The 13,454-nt window shown below is 65.5% G+C and carries 14 protein-coding genes; 7 read left to right on the forward strand and 7 right to left on the reverse strand.

Annotated features, from left to right (window positions below; all coding sequences use genetic code 11):
* The first annotated feature begins 15 nt into the window (after nucleotides 1-15).
* From mnmE to WBP06_RS15915, 5 genes are all read left to right on the forward strand, one after another.
* The gene (mnmE, locus tag WBP06_RS15895; RefSeq protein ID WP_395329715.1) at nucleotides 16-1,323 is read left to right on the forward strand and encodes a tRNA uridine-5-carboxymethylaminomethyl(34) synthesis GTPase MnmE; all 1,308 of its coding nucleotides are present in this window, start codon (nucleotides 16-18) and stop codon (nucleotides 1,321-1,323) included.
* A gap of 72 nt (nucleotides 1,324-1,395) precedes the next feature.
* A complete protein-coding gene (gene mnmG / locus WBP06_RS15900; protein WP_395329717.1) occupies nucleotides 1,396-3,243 on the forward strand; it encodes a tRNA uridine-5-carboxymethylaminomethyl(34) synthesis enzyme MnmG in 1,848 nt (615 codons plus the stop codon).
* Nucleotides 3,240-3,881, forward strand: coding sequence for a 16S rRNA (guanine(527)-N(7))-methyltransferase RsmG (gene rsmG / locus WBP06_RS15905; protein WP_395329719.1), 642 nt, complete (start codon nucleotides 3,240-3,242; stop codon nucleotides 3,879-3,881). Before mnmG ends, rsmG begins: the two co-directional genes overlap by 4 nt.
* Nucleotides 3,878-4,654 (forward strand): ParA family protein, encoded by a 777-nt coding sequence (locus tag WBP06_RS15910; RefSeq protein ID WP_395329721.1) that lies wholly within the window; start codon nucleotides 3,878-3,880, stop codon nucleotides 4,652-4,654. The genes rsmG and WBP06_RS15910 overlap by 4 nt, the downstream gene beginning before the upstream one ends.
* The gene (locus WBP06_RS15915) at nucleotides 4,651-5,622 is read left to right on the forward strand and encodes a ParB/RepB/Spo0J family partition protein (RefSeq protein WP_395329723.1); all 972 of its coding nucleotides are present in this window, start codon (nucleotides 4,651-4,653) and stop codon (nucleotides 5,620-5,622) included. Before WBP06_RS15910 ends, WBP06_RS15915 begins: the two co-directional genes overlap by 4 nt.
* Nucleotides 5,623-5,814: 192 nt before the next feature.
* Here the strand turns inward: WBP06_RS15915 and WBP06_RS15920 are convergent, their stop codons facing one another.
* The gene (locus WBP06_RS15920; RefSeq protein WP_395329725.1) at nucleotides 5,815-6,297 is read right to left on the reverse strand and encodes a GAF domain-containing protein; all 483 of its coding nucleotides are present in this window, start codon (nucleotides 6,295-6,297) and stop codon (nucleotides 5,815-5,817) included.
* Nucleotides 6,298-6,359: 62 nt separating this feature from the next.
* Here WBP06_RS15920 and WBP06_RS15925 point away from each other — a divergent pair, with 62 nt between their 5' ends.
* Nucleotides 6,360-7,841 (forward strand): PQQ-dependent sugar dehydrogenase, encoded by a 1,482-nt coding sequence (locus WBP06_RS15925; protein WP_395329727.1) that lies wholly within the window; start codon nucleotides 6,360-6,362, stop codon nucleotides 7,839-7,841.
* A gap of 52 nt (nucleotides 7,842-7,893) precedes the next feature.
* Here WBP06_RS15925 and WBP06_RS15930 read toward each other — a convergent pair whose 3' ends face one another.
* A complete protein-coding gene (locus tag WBP06_RS15930) occupies nucleotides 7,894-8,721 on the reverse strand; it encodes a DUF815 domain-containing protein (protein WP_395329729.1) in 828 nt (275 codons plus the stop codon).
* The gene (locus WBP06_RS15935; RefSeq protein WP_395329731.1) at nucleotides 8,718-10,451 is read right to left on the reverse strand and encodes an acyl-CoA dehydrogenase; all 1,734 of its coding nucleotides are present in this window, start codon (nucleotides 10,449-10,451) and stop codon (nucleotides 8,718-8,720) included. The genes WBP06_RS15930 and WBP06_RS15935 overlap by 4 nt, the downstream gene beginning before the upstream one ends.
* Nucleotides 10,452-10,500: 49 nt before the next feature.
* Here WBP06_RS15935 and WBP06_RS15940 point away from each other — a divergent pair, with 49 nt between their 5' ends.
* Complete coding sequence (locus tag WBP06_RS15940) at nucleotides 10,501-11,448, forward strand: L-threonylcarbamoyladenylate synthase (RefSeq protein WP_395329733.1); 948 nt, start codon at nucleotides 10,501-10,503, stop codon at nucleotides 11,446-11,448.
* Nucleotides 11,449-11,460: 12 nt separating this feature from the next.
* Here the strand turns inward: WBP06_RS15940 and WBP06_RS15945 are convergent, their stop codons facing one another.
* The 4 genes from WBP06_RS15945 to WBP06_RS15960 all read right to left on the reverse strand — a co-directional run bounded on the left by WBP06_RS15945 (nucleotide 11,461) and on the right by WBP06_RS15960 (nucleotide 13,432).
* Nucleotides 11,461-11,781, reverse strand: a complete 321-nt coding sequence (locus WBP06_RS15945; protein ID WP_395329735.1) for a hypothetical protein — start codon at nucleotides 11,779-11,781, stop codon at nucleotides 11,461-11,463.
* A gap of 130 nt (nucleotides 11,782-11,911) precedes the next feature.
* Nucleotides 11,912-12,445, reverse strand: coding sequence for a CarD family transcriptional regulator (locus WBP06_RS15950; RefSeq protein WP_142636627.1), 534 nt, complete (start codon nucleotides 12,443-12,445; stop codon nucleotides 11,912-11,914).
* 336 nt (nucleotides 12,446-12,781) lie between these two features.
* Nucleotides 12,782-13,120 carry a ferredoxin FdxA gene (gene fdxA / locus WBP06_RS15955; RefSeq protein WP_395329738.1) on the reverse strand — a complete coding sequence of 113 codons (339 nt, stop codon included), beginning with the start codon at nucleotides 13,118-13,120 and terminating at the stop codon, nucleotides 12,782-12,784.
* A 15-nt stretch (nucleotides 13,121-13,135) separates the two neighbouring features.
* Complete coding sequence (locus WBP06_RS15960; protein WP_395329740.1) at nucleotides 13,136-13,432, reverse strand: RNA-binding S4 domain-containing protein; 297 nt, start codon at nucleotides 13,430-13,432, stop codon at nucleotides 13,136-13,138.
* Nucleotides 13,433-13,454 lie beyond the last annotated feature (22 nt).

Raw genomic sequence — 13,454 nt, forward strand, 5'->3', positions numbered from 1 at the left:
GCTAGGCGAGGGGCCATGTCTGATCCGATCTCTTCTGGCCCGATATCTTCCGATACGATCTTCGCCCTGTCCAGCGGGGCGCCCCCGGCAGCCATCGCCATCGTTCGCGTGAGTGGACCGCAGGCGCGCGATGCGCTCGTCGCGCTGACCGGCTCGCTGCCCGCGCCGCGTCACGCCCGCTATCGGGTTCTGCGCGATGGCGCCGGTGCAGTGCTCGATCAGGCGCTGGTCCTGTGGTTCCCGGGACCGGCGACGGCGACGGGAGAGGATCTGGCTGAGTTCCATCTCCATGGCGGACGTGCGGTGGTGGCTGCGGTCGAGACCGAATTGGCCCGACTGCCAAAGTTGCGCCGCGCAACTCCGGGCGAATTCACCCGCCGCGCCTTCGCCAATGGCCAGATCGATCTGGCCGAGGCCGAGGGGCTGGCGGACCTGCTTTCGGCCGAGACTGAATTGCAGCGTCGTTCTGCCCTGGCCATGGCGGGCGGGGCCTTTTCGCGTCAGGTGGAGCAGTGGCGCGATCGGGTGCTGGCGGCCTCGGCCTCGGTTGAGGCGGTCCTGGACTTCGGTGATGAAGATGACGTGGCGGACCTTCCGACCGACTTTCATCTGCGCCTGTCCGAGTTGCGCGAGGGGCTTGGTGAATGGCTTTCGCGGCCTCGCGCCGAAGCGCTGCGCGAAGGCTATCGCGTGGTCTTGGCCGGTCCGCCCAACGCCGGGAAAAGCACGCTGTTCAATGCACTGGTCGAGGATGAGGCGGCGATCACGTCGCCGCTCGCCGGGACAACCCGCGATGTGTTGACGCGCGCGGTCGCCATTGGCGGGGTGCCGTTCCTGTTCGGTGACACTGCCGGGCTGCGCGATGAGACTGGCGACGTGATCGAGGCGATCGGCATCGCCCGTGCCCGCGACGCGCTCGATCGGGCGGACCTTGTACTCTGGCTGGGGCCGGAAGGAGAGGGGCCGGATGGGGCCTGGGAGATCGCACCCCAAGCCGATGTGTTCCACGTGGAACAGAAGGATGACCCTCGCCATCGGGTGTCGGCAGTGACGGGCGAGGGGGTGGACGCGCTCCGCCGCGATCTTGTGGAGACCGCGCGCGATACCATGCCGCGCCCGGGCGAGGCGGCTCTCAATGCGCGTCAACATGCGCTCGTTGCGGAGGCCGAACGGGCCATCGCCGCCGCCGGTCGAGAGCGAGATCCCTTGCTCGTTGCCGAGGCCTTGCGACTGGCACGGGTGGCCTTCGACGCGCTGATAGGAAGGGCCACGACCGAGGACATGCTCGACGCGCTGTTCGGGCGGTTCTGTATCGGCAAGTGACTTGTGCGGGAAAGGGTGTTCCACGTGGAACACACCTTTGACGCGATTCACAGTTTCGAGTAAGCGCGGCGAATGCATTCCTTCGACGTGATCGTGATCGGCGGCGGCCATGCCGGCTGCGAGGCGGCTTCCGTTGCCGCCCGCATGGGCGCGCGGGTCGCGCTTGTCAGCTTCGACCTTGATGCCGTGGGCGCCATGAGCTGCAATCCCGCCATCGGCGGATTGGGCAAGGGGCACCTCGTGCGAGAGGTGGATGCCTTTGACGGCCTCATTGCCCGTGCGGCCGATGCTGCGGCGATTCACTATCGCATGCTCAACCGATCGAAGGGCAGCGCCGTACAGGGCCCGCGCGTCCAGGCGGACCGCAAGCTGTTCAAGGCGGCGATTCACCGGCTGCTGAAAGAGCAGGGCGACCTGACTCTGGTGGCGGGTGAAGCCTCGGCACTGGTCATCGATCAGGGCAGGGTGGTCGGCCTGGATCTGGCCGATGGCACCCGTCTCGATGGGCAAGCCGTCGTGCTCTGCACCGGAACATTCCTTGGCGGTACGCTGTTCCGTGGCGAAGAGCGCATGGTCGGCGGCCGTATCGGCGAAAGCTCTGCCCAGAAGCTCGCCGCGCAATTGCGTGAGGCCAATCTGCCGATGGCACGCCTCAAGACCGGCACGCCGCCGCGTCTGGATGGTCGCACCATCGACTGGGCGCGCCTGCGCGAGCAGCCGACCGACAACGAACCCTGGACGATATCGGCGATGGGCCAGCGTCGTCAGGTGCCGCAAGTGTTCTGCGCGATCACGCGCACCAACCCGCGCACGCACGATGTGATTCGCGAGAACCTCCACCGCTCGCCGCTGTTTACCGGCGCCATCGGTGCGCAAGGGCCGCGCTATTGCCCGTCGATCGAGGACAAGATTCACCGCTTCGCCGATCGCGATGGGCACCAGATCTTCCTTGAGCCGGAAGGACTCAACAATCCCCTGGTCTATCCCAACGGGGTGAGCACCTCGCTGCCGGCTGACGTTCAGCTGGCGATGCTACGGACGATGGAAGGTCTGGAGCGGGTAGAGATGGCCGTGCCGGGCTATGCCGTCGAATACGACCACATCGATCCGCGTGCCTTGCGGACGAGTCTGGAACTGCGGGATATCGCGGGCCTCTATTGTGCCGGGCAGATCAACGGCACCACCGGTTACGAAGAAGCCGCGGCGCAGGGGCTGGTCGCGGGTATGCATGCGGCGGCGGCCGTGCTGGGTCGGGAGCCTGCGGCACTCGACCGGGCCAACAGCTACATGGCGGTGATGATTGACGACCTTACGCTGCACGGCGTGAGCGAGCCCTATCGCATGCTGACCGCGCGTGCCGAATACCGTCTGCGCCTGAGGGCCAACAATGCCTCCACCCGACTCACGCCGCTCGCGCTGGAAGTGGGTGCGGTGGGTGCGGCGCGGCGCGAATGGTTCGCGCGGCGTCTGGAAGCACGTGCCGAGCTTGAGGCCGCGTTCGATGTGCCGGTGGCTTCGGTCGAAATGGCACAAGCCGGATTGCCGGTTCGCGCCGATGCCGGTCGCCTGCCGATCCGCGAATGGTTGCGTTTCGGGGGTGTGGACCTTGCCGGCCTCTCGCCCTGGATCGCCAGCGCGCATCTGGCCGATGCCGATCTGGCCGAGGAACTGGCCGAGGATGCCGCCTACGCGCCCTATCTTGATCGGCAGGAGCGGGAGCTGCGCGAGCTGCGCGCCAGCGAGGCGCTGCCTTTGCCCGAAGATTTCCCTTATGCCGAAACGCCCGGCCTCTCGCGTGAGATGGTCGAGCGACTGACCAAGGCCCGGCCAGAGACTCTGGCGGCGGCGGGTCGCATTCCCGGCATCACCCCTGCGGCGCTGGCGGCGCTGCTTGTCCATGCCCGCAAGGAAGCAGCGTGATTTCCACTGAAGACGAAGCGCGCGACTGGCTGCGCGCTCTGCCCGAGTGCGACCAGGCTGCCGAGGAGCGGCTGGAGATTCTGGTCCGCATGTTGGCGGAGGAGAACACCCGGCAGAATCTGGTTTCGGCGGCCAGCCTGGACCAGGTCTGGTTGCGCCACATCGTCGATAGCGCCCAATTGCTGCCCCATGTTCCACGTGGAACATCCTCACCATGGATCGACCTTGGCACCGGCGCGGGCTTCCCCGGTCTGGTGATCGCGGCGCTTCGACCCGAGTGCGAAGTGTTGATGGTCGAATCGCGCGCGCGCCGAATCGAATGGCTTGACCGCGCGCGCATGGCGATGGGGCTGGACCAGGCGCGGGTGCTTGGGCAGCGTCTGGAGCTGGTAGAAACACGTGAGGCGCGGGTGATTTCCGCACGCGCTTTTGCGCCGCTGGAAAAACTCCTCACCTTATCCTCGCGTTTTTCCACAAGCGACACGGTCTGGCTGTTGCCCAAAGGGCGGTCTGCACAGCAAGAATTGGATGACCTTCGCAAGTGGCGGCATGTGTTCCACGTGGAACAGTCCCTAACGGATCCGCAAGCGGGCATCATTGTCGGCACGCTGGCCGGCGGGAAGGGTAAGACCAAGTGATCCGTATCGCGATTGCCAACCAGAAGGGCGGTGTCGGAAAGACCACGACCGCGATCAATATCGCGACCGCGCTTGCCGCCACCGGCTGGAAAACGCTGCTGATCGACCTGGACCCGCAGGGCAATGCATCGACCGGGATCGGTGTGGCCGCCACCGAGCGCGACAGTTCGTCCTACGACGTGCTGGTCGATCGCGTACCGGTGGTCGATTGCGTGATGCCAACGCGGATTCCCGGCCTCGATCTGCTGCCGGCCACTGTCGACCTGTCCGGTGCCGAAGTCGAGCTGGTCAGCGTCGACGATCGCGCTCATCGTCTGCGCAGCGCGTTGCGGGGCGATTTCGGTTATGATGTCTGCCTGATCGATTGCCCGCCTTCGCTGGGCCTGCTGACGCTGAACGCGTTGACCGCTGCCGACACCCTGCTGGTGCCGTTGCAGTGCGAATTCTTCGCGCTGGAAGGGTTGAGCCAGCTGCTTCAGACGGTGGAGCGGGTGCAGCAGCGCTTCAACCCGGATCTGGGCATCATCGGCATCGCACTGACCATGTTCGATCGCCGCAACCGCCTGACCGATCAGGTTTCCGAAGACGTTCGATCGTGCCTGGGCCAGCTGGTCTTCGAAACCACCATTCCGCGCAACGTGCGCCTTTCCGAAGCGCCCAGCCATGGCGTGCCGGCGCTGATCTACGATCACGCCTGTGCCGGTAGCCGTGCCTACATGGCATTGGCGCGCGAACTTATCACCCGACTGCCCGAGAAGAGGAAAGCGGCATGAACGACGATTCGATTGTCCGCATCAGCGTACCCCAGCCTGAGAAGCCCGCTGCCGCCAAGCAGAAGCCCAAGGGCCTCGGCCGTGGATTGGGCGCATTGCTGGGTGAGACCCGCCGCGAGGAACCGCTGCCGGCCGGTGGCGAGGGCAATGTCACCCCGCTGCGTGGCGGTGGCGGCTTGGCCGTGCTGGCCATCTCCGACATCACGCCGCACCCGGATCAGCCGCGCCGCATCTTCGATGAGGAAGCGCTGGAGGAACTGGCTGCCTCGATCGCGCATCGTGGGGTGATCCAGCCCATCATCGTTCGCCCGATGAGCAGTGGCGGCTATCAGCTGGTGGCTGGCGAACGCCGCTGGCGTGCGGCGCAGAAGGCGCAGCTGCATGAAATTCCGGCGCTGGTGCGCGACCTTACCGAGCGTGAGGTCATGGCGCTGGCGTTGATCGAGAACCTCCAGCGCGAAGATCTCAACCCGATCGAAGAGGCCCGCGCCTACAATCGTCTCGCCGAGTTCGAGGGCATGACCCAGGCCGAGATCGCCCGCATGGTCGACAAGAGCCGCAGCCATATCGCCAACTTCCAGCGCCTGCTGGCGCTGCCCGATGGCGTGATCGCGAAGGTGGAGAACGGCAGCCTGTCGATGGGCCACGCCCGTGCGCTGATCGGTTGCGACGACGCCGAGGAAATCGCAGAAGCCGCCATCGGCAAGCAGATGTCGGTTCGCGATGTCGAGAAGCTGGTGCGCAAGAAGCTGCGCGGCGATGTCGTTCCACGCCGCGCCCGTGCCGCGCGCAGCACGTCGGACGATGCCGATATCGCGGCGGTGCAGAATCACCTTGAAGAGTTTCTGGGGATGCCGGTGAAGATCAGCGCCGATGCCGATCCGAAGTCGGGCACGGTGACGATCCGCTACGCCACGCTGGATCAGCTCGATCTGGTCTGCCAGCGGCTTACCGGCGGCGCGATTTAACGGATTCTGCCGTCACCGCGACGGGGTTCGGTTTCATCAACTCTTCGTCATCCCCGCGCATGCGGGGATCCCGCTTCCTTGTAGGCCGGACGAGGGCTTGAAAGAAGGAAGCGGGGCCCCCGCGTTCGCGACGGGCTTAATTGCGGGGATGCCTGCCTCCCCGCATGGCATTTCAATCCCGATGGACGGGCGTCAGATCGATCTGGCGACGGCGGTGGCGAAGCGCTCGATTCCCGCGGCGTCCTCATCGTCGAAACGGCCGGGCAGGGGGCTGTCGAGGTCGATCACCGCGATCACCTTACCATCGCGCAGCACCGGCACCACCAGTTCCGAACGGCTCGCCGCGTCGCACGCGATGTGACCGGGGAAGGCGTGGACGTCGGGCACGACCTGAGTCTCGCCGCTTTGCGCGGCCGTGCCGCAGACGCCCTGGCCGAAGGGGATGCGGATGCAGGCCGGCTTGCCGATGAAGGGGCCAAGCACCAGTTCGCCTTCGATGGTGCGATAGAAGCCGGACCAGTTGAGCTCGGGCAGATACTGCCACAGCAGCGCCGCCAGGTTGGACATGTTGGCGACCGGATCGGGCTCGCCGGCGATCAGTGCCTGCGCCGCCTCGACAAGCTCACCATAGAGTTCGGGCTTGGGCGTATCGCCCTTGGGTGCGAAGTCGTACATGCCAAAGCCGTTACTCCAAGTCGCTGTTGCCGCCTAGCCGCCTCGGGCTTATCCATTGCGCCATGCGCTCGATACTCATCAAAGTCGCCGTCGTCCTGCTGCTGATCATCCTGGCCATTGTCGGGGTGATTGCCTGGGCGCAGTATTCCAACACGTCCGACCTGCCGCTCGATGCGACGACGGGCAAGGACCCCAAGCTGGTCGAAGCCGATCCGCAGACCATTCCCAGCGTGAAGCTGGTGAAGACGGTGGGCTGGGCCCCGGGCGAGGCGCCCACGGCGGCGCAGGGCTTTGCCGTCAATCGCTTCGCCGAAAGGCTGGATCACCCGCGCACGATGCTGACGCTGCCCAATGGCGACGTGCTGGTGGCGGAAACCAATGCCCCGGCCGGCAACAAGCCCAGCGGCGTCACCGGCATGGTGATGGGCTGGATGTTCAGCCGCGTCGGCGCCGATGTGCCTTCGCCGAACAAGATCGTGCTGCTGCGCGATGCCGACGGTGACGGCAAGGCCGAAGTTCGCTCGGACTTCCGTAGCGAAGACATGCATTCGCCTTCGGGCATGGCCTATCGTGACGGCAAGCTCTACATCGCCAATCATGACGCGGTGCTGGAATTCGCGTTCCAGCCCGGTGAGACCAAGCTGCAGGGCAAGCCGCTGCGCAAGATGATGGACCTGCCCGCGGGCGGGAATCACTGGATGCGCAACCTGCTGATGAGCGACGACGGCCAGCACCTCTATGTTGCGGTCGGTTCCTCGTCGAATATCGCCGACAACGGCATGGAGGCCGAAGCCGGCCGCGCGGCGATCTGGGAAATCGACGTTGCCACCGCGCGCCACCGCCAGTTCGCGGCGGGCATGCGCAACCCGAATGGCATGGGCTGGAATCCCTCCACCGGCGAACTTTGGGCGACCGTGCAGGAGCGTGACATGCTGGGCCCGGACCTGGTGCCGGACTACCTGACCAACGTGCCCGTAGGCGCCCAGTATGGCTGGCCGTGGATCTACTGGAAGACGACCTTCGACGATCGCGTCCAGTGGCCCATGGAAACGTACATGCTGGAATATACCCGCAAGCCCGAATACGCGATGGGTGCCCATGCCTCGGTGCTGGGCATGGTGTTCGCGCATGGTGGAATCGTCATGGGTGACAAGTTCGCCAATGGTGCCTTCGTCGCGCGTCACGGCTCGTGGAACCGCCGCCCGGCGGTGGGCTACGACGTCGTATTCGTGCCCTTCGACGAGCATGGCAATCCGAAGAATGTGAAGCCGGTGCCGGTGCTCTCGGGCTTCCTCAAGGATGCCTCGCACACCCGTGGCCGTCCGACCTGGCTGGCGTTCGACAAGACCGGCAGCCTGCTGGTCAGCGACGATACGAGCGGGATGATCTGGCGCGTCAACGCGCCGGGCGCGAAGCCGGCGGCGGAGATCAAGCCGGTGGTGGCAGAGCACATGAAGCCGCTGACGGAGCTGAAGGATCCCACGGCCCCTACCGCAGATACCGTTGCGGGCTTCAAGAAGGGTCCGGACACACTGCTGCCCTGACGGCGGCATCACGCAGAACGAAAACGGGGGGCGAAAGCCCCCCGTTTCACTTTCAGAGCACTTTGCCGGCGCGTCCCGCCAGTTCGGTGACATATTGCCAGGCCACCCGGCCCGAGCGGGCGCCACGGCGGCGCGACCATTCCAGCGCGTCGCTTTCCTCGAACTCCAGCCCGTACTGCTCGGCATAGCCGTGGATGATCGTCAGATACGAAGGCTGGTCGCAGTTGTGATAGCCGATCGAGAGGCCGAAGCGGTCGGCCAGGGCCAGACGATCGTCGATCACGTCGCGCGGGTTGATGGGATCGTCCTGCTCGCTCATGGTGCGGCCGACGATGGCGCGGCGGTTGGACGTCACCGCCAGACGCACATTGGCAGGGCGCGCCTCCACGCCGCCTTCCAGCCAGGATCGCAGCAGGCGGGGGCCAGTGCCATCGCCTTCCTCGAAGCCCAGATCGTCGATGTAGACCAGGAACTGGCGATCTACCTTGCCCAGCAGCGTGAACAGCGCAGTGACGCCGTGGAGTGCCTCCTGCGCCACCTGAACCAGCGCGATGCGACCCGGATGCAGGTCCTGCGCAGCGCGGATCGAGGCACGGATCACGGCGGACTTGCCCATGCCGCGCGATCCCCACAGCAGCATGTCATGCGCCGCATGGCCGGCGGCCAGGCGCTCGACATTGGTGACCACGCGTTCCTTCTGCGTGTCGATGCCGCGCAGCATGTCGAGCTTGGGCGCCTCCAGCGTGGCTACCGCGCGCGCTTCCGTCCCGGTCCAGACATAGGCCGGGTGCGCCAGCCAATCGACTTGCGCGGCGGGGGGAGGGGCCAGTCGTTCGAGGGCGGAAGCGATACGGGTAAGGACTTCGATCTTTTCGGTCACGCGGTCAGTTCCTCGCTGGTGAGGTCGTAGAGCAGGGCGGCGCCTTTGCCGGCCTGCGTGAGGGCGCCCATGGCTTCGGGCACGATGTGGTCGGCAAAATAGCGCGCCACCACCGCCTTGCGCTTGGCAAAGGCCTGAGGGACGTCGAGAGAGGGCAGGGCAGAGACTTGCCGCTCAAGCTGCCATCCGGCGACCGCGACGGCGCAGGCATCGAGGAAAGGCACGCTGGCGGCCAGTCGGTCATCGAGCGATCCGGCCAGGAAGCGTTCTCCCATGGCCTTGCAGCCCAGCGCGAGGTCGCGCAGCGCCGGGGAGCCGGCCCCGGCGATCTCGTCCATCAGCGCGAAGAGCACGCCGCCCTGTTCCAGACCCAGCTTGCGAGTCACGAGGTCGGCGGCCTGAATGCCGTTGGTGCCTTCGTAGATCGGGGCGATGCGCGCGTCGCGATAATGCTGCGCGGCGCCGGTCTCCTCGATGAAGCCCATGCCGCCGTGGACCTGAATGCCCAGGCTGGCCACTTCCACGCCGCTGTCGGTGCACCAGGCCTTCACCAGCGGCACCAGCAGTTCGGCGCGCTGCTGCGCTTCGGCATTGCCGATGTGGCCACGGTCGAGCTGGCCGGTGGCGTAGTAGAGCAGGGCGCGGCCGCCCTCGGTCAGCGCACGCATGCGCAGCAGGGTGCGGCGCACGTCGGGATGCTCAACGATGGCGACGGGGCTCTTGTCGGGCGATCCCGCGCGGGCGGACTGCACACGGTCGTTGGCGTAGGCCATGGCCTGCTGCATCGCCCGCTCGGCGATCTGGACGCCCTGCGCGCCGACATTGATGCGGGCATTGTTCATCATCGTGAACATGCAGCGCAGGCCTTCATTCTCCGCGCCGACGAGTTCGCCGATACATTCGCCATTGTCGCCATAGCTCATCACGCAAGTGGGCGAAGCGTGGATGCCCAGCTTGTGTTCGAGGCTGACGACCTTCAGATCGTTGTGCGCGCCGAGCGAGCCATCTGGTTCCACGTGGAACTTCGGGACGAGGAACAGCGAGATCCCGCGCGATCCGGCCGGTGCCCCCGGCGTGCGGGCGAGGACGAGGTGGACGATGTTCTCCGCCAGATCGTGCTCACCCCAGGTGATGAAGATCTTCTGCCCGGCGACGCGGTACTTGCCGGCGTGCGGGCCCTCGGCGATCGGCGTCGCGGTGCTGCGCAGCGCGCCGACATCGGATCCGGCCTGCGGCTCGGTCAGGTTCATCGTGCCTGACCATTCGCCGCTGACGATCTTGGCGAGGTACATTGCCTGCTGCGCCGCGCTGCCATGATAAATCAGCGCCTCGATCGCGCCCACCGTCAGCATCGGCAGCAGGGAGAAGGCCATGTTGGCGGTGCCCATGCATTCCAGCACGGCAACTGCCAGCGATTGCGGCAGGCCCTGTCCGCCAAACGCCTCCGGCGCGGAAATCGAATTCCACCCGGCCTCGACGAAATCGGCATAGGCCTGCGCAAAACCATCGGGCAGCACGACCTTGCCGTCGATCAGGCGCGCGCCTTCGCTATCCCCCTTTCGGTTGAGCGGCGCCCATTCGCCGGCGGCGAACTGCCCGGCGCCCTCGACCACAGCTTCCACCACATCGGGGCTGGCTGCAGCGAAGCGCTCAGTCTGCGCAAGCGCGTCCAGCCCGGCGTTCACGCGCAGGGCCAGGACCTGGTCGATGCTGGGGGGATTGAAAGTCATTTTCGCGGTTTTCCTTGGCTTTCCTCGCGGTGCGCTATAGCGGCAGGGCATGGAGCGCACCAGTCGACCCGAACGCCTTGCTGCCGATTCCGCCGGCCTTGCCCGCGCTGCTGAGCTGCTGCGCGAAAACGGCCTCGTCGCGATTCCGACCGAGACGGTCTATGGTCTTTCGGCAAGGGCGGACCGGGACGAATCCGTCGCCGCGATCTACCGCGCCAAAGGACGGCCCAGCTTCAATCCGCTGATCGTGCACGTTGCCGATCTGGAATCGGGCCGCCGCATTGCCCACTTTGACGATCGCGCGCTGGCGCTGGCCGAGGCATTCTGGCCGGGCGCGCTGACGATGGTGCTTCCCTTGGCCGACGGGGCCGATATCGCGCCGGCCGTCACCGCCGGGCTGCCGACGGTGGCGTTACGCTGCCCGGCGCATCCGGTGATGCGCGAGGTGATCGCGCGTGCAGGCTTGCCGCTGGCCGCGCCTTCCGCGAATCGCAGCGGCGGCGTCAGCCCGACCACGGCGGAGCATGTCGTGGCTTCGCTGGGCGATGGGATCGACGCCGTGGTCGATGGCGGTGCCTGCGAAGCCGGTCTGGAATCGACGATCGTGGCGCTGCGACAGGACGGCCGCTGGCAGGTGCTGCGACCCGGCCCGATTCCCGAGGCGGCGATTCGCGCCGTCCTTGGCACGGATGCCGATGCTGTGACGTCGCAAGCGATCGAGGCGCCAGGCCAGTTGGCCAGCCACTATGCGCCCGGAAAGCCGGTGCGTCTGAATGCGGCAGAGGCGGAGGCGGACGAGTTCCACATCGGTTTCGGCACGGTTGCAGGCCATGCATCGCTGTCGTCGTCCGGAGACTTGGCGGAGGCCGCCTCGCGACTCTACGCCTTGCTTCATGAGAGTGCGGCGGCGCAATTCCCCCGTGTTGCGGTGGCGCCGGTTCCGGATGAAGGCATTGGCGCGGCGATCAACGATCGCCTGCGGCGTGCTGCAGCGTAGGGATCGGAAAAGTTACGCCGGGCCCAGATTCTGGATATCGGCGTAATCGTCCCGCGCCTTGGTGCAGGCATCGCGATCGCCGCGATCGCATTCCTTGAGGTGGCGCTGATACTGGCGCTGCAACTTGCCCAGCTTCTCATCGTGTTCGCGCATCTTCCGGCCGCGCTTCTCGTCGGCTTCGGACTGGCTGGTGGTGGCCATGTCCACTGCCGAGCTGGCAACGCGCACGGGTGCGGTCACCACCTTGCCAACGGTGCTGATGCAGCCGCCCAGTGCAAGAAAGCCAAGCGGCAGGGCAATGTGAAGGGCGGAGCGAAGGGCGGGGCGGATCATGGCGATGCCGAAACTGTCACGCCGCATCTGTCGAAACAATGAATGGAGATCAACGGGCTGGGGATAGGCAAAAGGAAAGGGCCGCACCCTTGCGGGAGCGGCCCTTTGCCTTTCGCGAAAGCGTGGCCGATCAGACGGCTTCGGCGCTTTCGTAGTACTTCGGCGCATATTCGTTGAGGATCGCGAGGATCTTCTTGAGGGCGCCTTGTTCGTCGGTCTTTTCCATCGCCGCCAGCTCGCGGGCGAGGCGCGACGAAGCGGCCTCGAAGATCTGGCGTTCGGAATAGCTCTGTTCGGGCTGGTCATCGGCCCGGAATAGATCGCGCGTCACTTCGGCGATCGACACGAGGTCGCCCGAATTGATCTTCGCTTCGTATTCCTGGGCACGGCGCGACCACATGGTGCGCTTGACCTTGGGCTTACCCTTGAGCGTGTCGAGTGCTTCGCGCAGAGTCTTGTCCGAAGACAGTTTGCGCATCCCGATGGCTTCCACTTTGTTCATCGGAACGCGCAAAGTCATGCGTTCCTTCTCAAAACGGAGCACGTAGAGTTCGAGCTGCATCCCGGCAATTTCCTGCTTCTGGAGCTCGATTACACGGCCCACGCCGTGCTTGGGATAAACGACGTAATCTCCAACATCGAAGGCATCGGCCTTGGTTGCCATTTATCGTCCTTTCACCTGCAGGTTCGTTGCCTTACCTACGGCATGGGAGAAACCCGGGAGGTGCGACAATGGAGACAAACGCCTCCGCCGCCCGGTCAGATAACTCTCCCAACCGTCTGCTTTCGAACCCTGCCTCGCAATGAAAATGCCTGCCAAAACGGGCGGGGAGCCCGGGCAGTCGCGGGATTATATAGCACCGATGTGATAAAATTACCAGAGGCGTGCGTATAATTAACGGGTACCACGCGCGACGATCGCGGCGCGGCGCCCGTTTGCACTCCAAGTCCCTCAGCCTAGGGGGAAACCGCTTCCCCCTTCGGCGCCTTCAAAAAAGGCTCAGTCGCCTTCGCCGGGCTCGGGCGAGAAATATTTTTCGAACTTGCCTTCTTCGCCGCGCATCTCGTCGGCGTCGGCAGGCGCGTCCTTCTTGGTGGTGAGGTTCGGCCATTCGGCGGAGTACTTGGCGTTGAGTTCCAGCCACTGCTCAAGACCGCTTTCGGTGTCGGGCAGAATCGCTTCCGCCGGGCACTCGGGCTCGCAGACGCCGCAGTCGATGCACTCGCTGGGATTGATCACCAGCATGTTCTCGCCTTCGTAGAAGCAGTCCACCGGACAGACTTCGACGCAATCCATGTACTTGCACCGGATGCAATTGTCGGTGACGACATAGGTCATGGCTGCGTATTCCTCTTAGACGGCGTCATTGCGGTTGGCCGCTGCTATGGGATCAGCGGGGGCGGCGTCAAGCACTCTATAGCATGCCTGCGCCTCCGGGGCCGGTCCCCTGCGGGTTGGAAGGGAAAGGATTTCTATCACCCTTGCACCCTCCGCTGTGGGCAGAGTCAGGATGTCCCCTGGCGATACTTTCTGGTGCGCGCGCTCCACACGCCGGCCGTTGAGGCGCATATGCCCGGATTCAGCCACCGATTGGGCGACCGGGCGCGTCTTGGAGAGGCGCAGAAACCAGAGCAGCTTGTCCACTCTCATTCCCTGCATCCCCCCATCGCCA

The sequence above is a fragment of the Novosphingobium mississippiense genome (genome assembly GCF_044029535.1).
GTDB lineage: Bacteria > Pseudomonadota > Alphaproteobacteria > Sphingomonadales > Sphingomonadaceae > Novosphingobium.

What these genes read in the sequence shown, in the direction of transcription:
- mnmE (WP_395329715.1), top strand. Translation starts at nt 16, where the DNA reads ATGTCTGATCCGATCTCTTCTGGCCCGATATCTTCCGATACGATCTTC.
- mnmG (WP_395329717.1), top strand. Translation starts at nt 1,396, where the DNA reads ATGCATTCCTTCGACGTGATCGTGATCGGCGGCGGCCATGCCGGCTGC.
- WBP06_RS15915 (WP_395329723.1), top strand. Translation starts at nt 4,651, where the DNA reads ATGAACGACGATTCGATTGTCCGCATCAGCGTACCCCAGCCTGAGAAG.
- WBP06_RS15920 (WP_395329725.1), bottom strand. Translation starts at nt 6,297, where the DNA reads ATGTACGACTTCGCACCCAAGGGCGATACGCCCAAGCCCGAACTCTAT.
- WBP06_RS15925 (WP_395329727.1), top strand. Translation starts at nt 6,360, where the DNA reads ATGCGCTCGATACTCATCAAAGTCGCCGTCGTCCTGCTGCTGATCATC.
- WBP06_RS15935 (WP_395329731.1), bottom strand. Translation starts at nt 10,451, where the DNA reads ATGACTTTCAATCCCCCCAGCATCGACCAGGTCCTGGCCCTGCGCGTG.
- WBP06_RS15940 (WP_395329733.1), top strand. Translation starts at nt 10,501, where the DNA reads ATGGAGCGCACCAGTCGACCCGAACGCCTTGCTGCCGATTCCGCCGGC.
- WBP06_RS15945 (WP_395329735.1), bottom strand. Translation starts at nt 11,781, where the DNA reads ATGATCCGCCCCGCCCTTCGCTCCGCCCTTCACATTGCCCTGCCGCTT.
- WBP06_RS15950 (WP_142636627.1), bottom strand. Translation starts at nt 12,445, where the DNA reads ATGGCAACCAAGGCCGATGCCTTCGATGTTGGAGATTACGTCGTTTAT.
- fdxA (WP_395329738.1), bottom strand. Translation starts at nt 13,120, where the DNA reads ATGACCTATGTCGTCACCGACAATTGCATCCGGTGCAAGTACATGGAT.
- WBP06_RS15960 (WP_395329740.1), bottom strand. Translation starts at nt 13,432, where the DNA reads ATGAGAGTGGACAAGCTGCTCTGGTTTCTGCGCCTCTCCAAGACGCGC.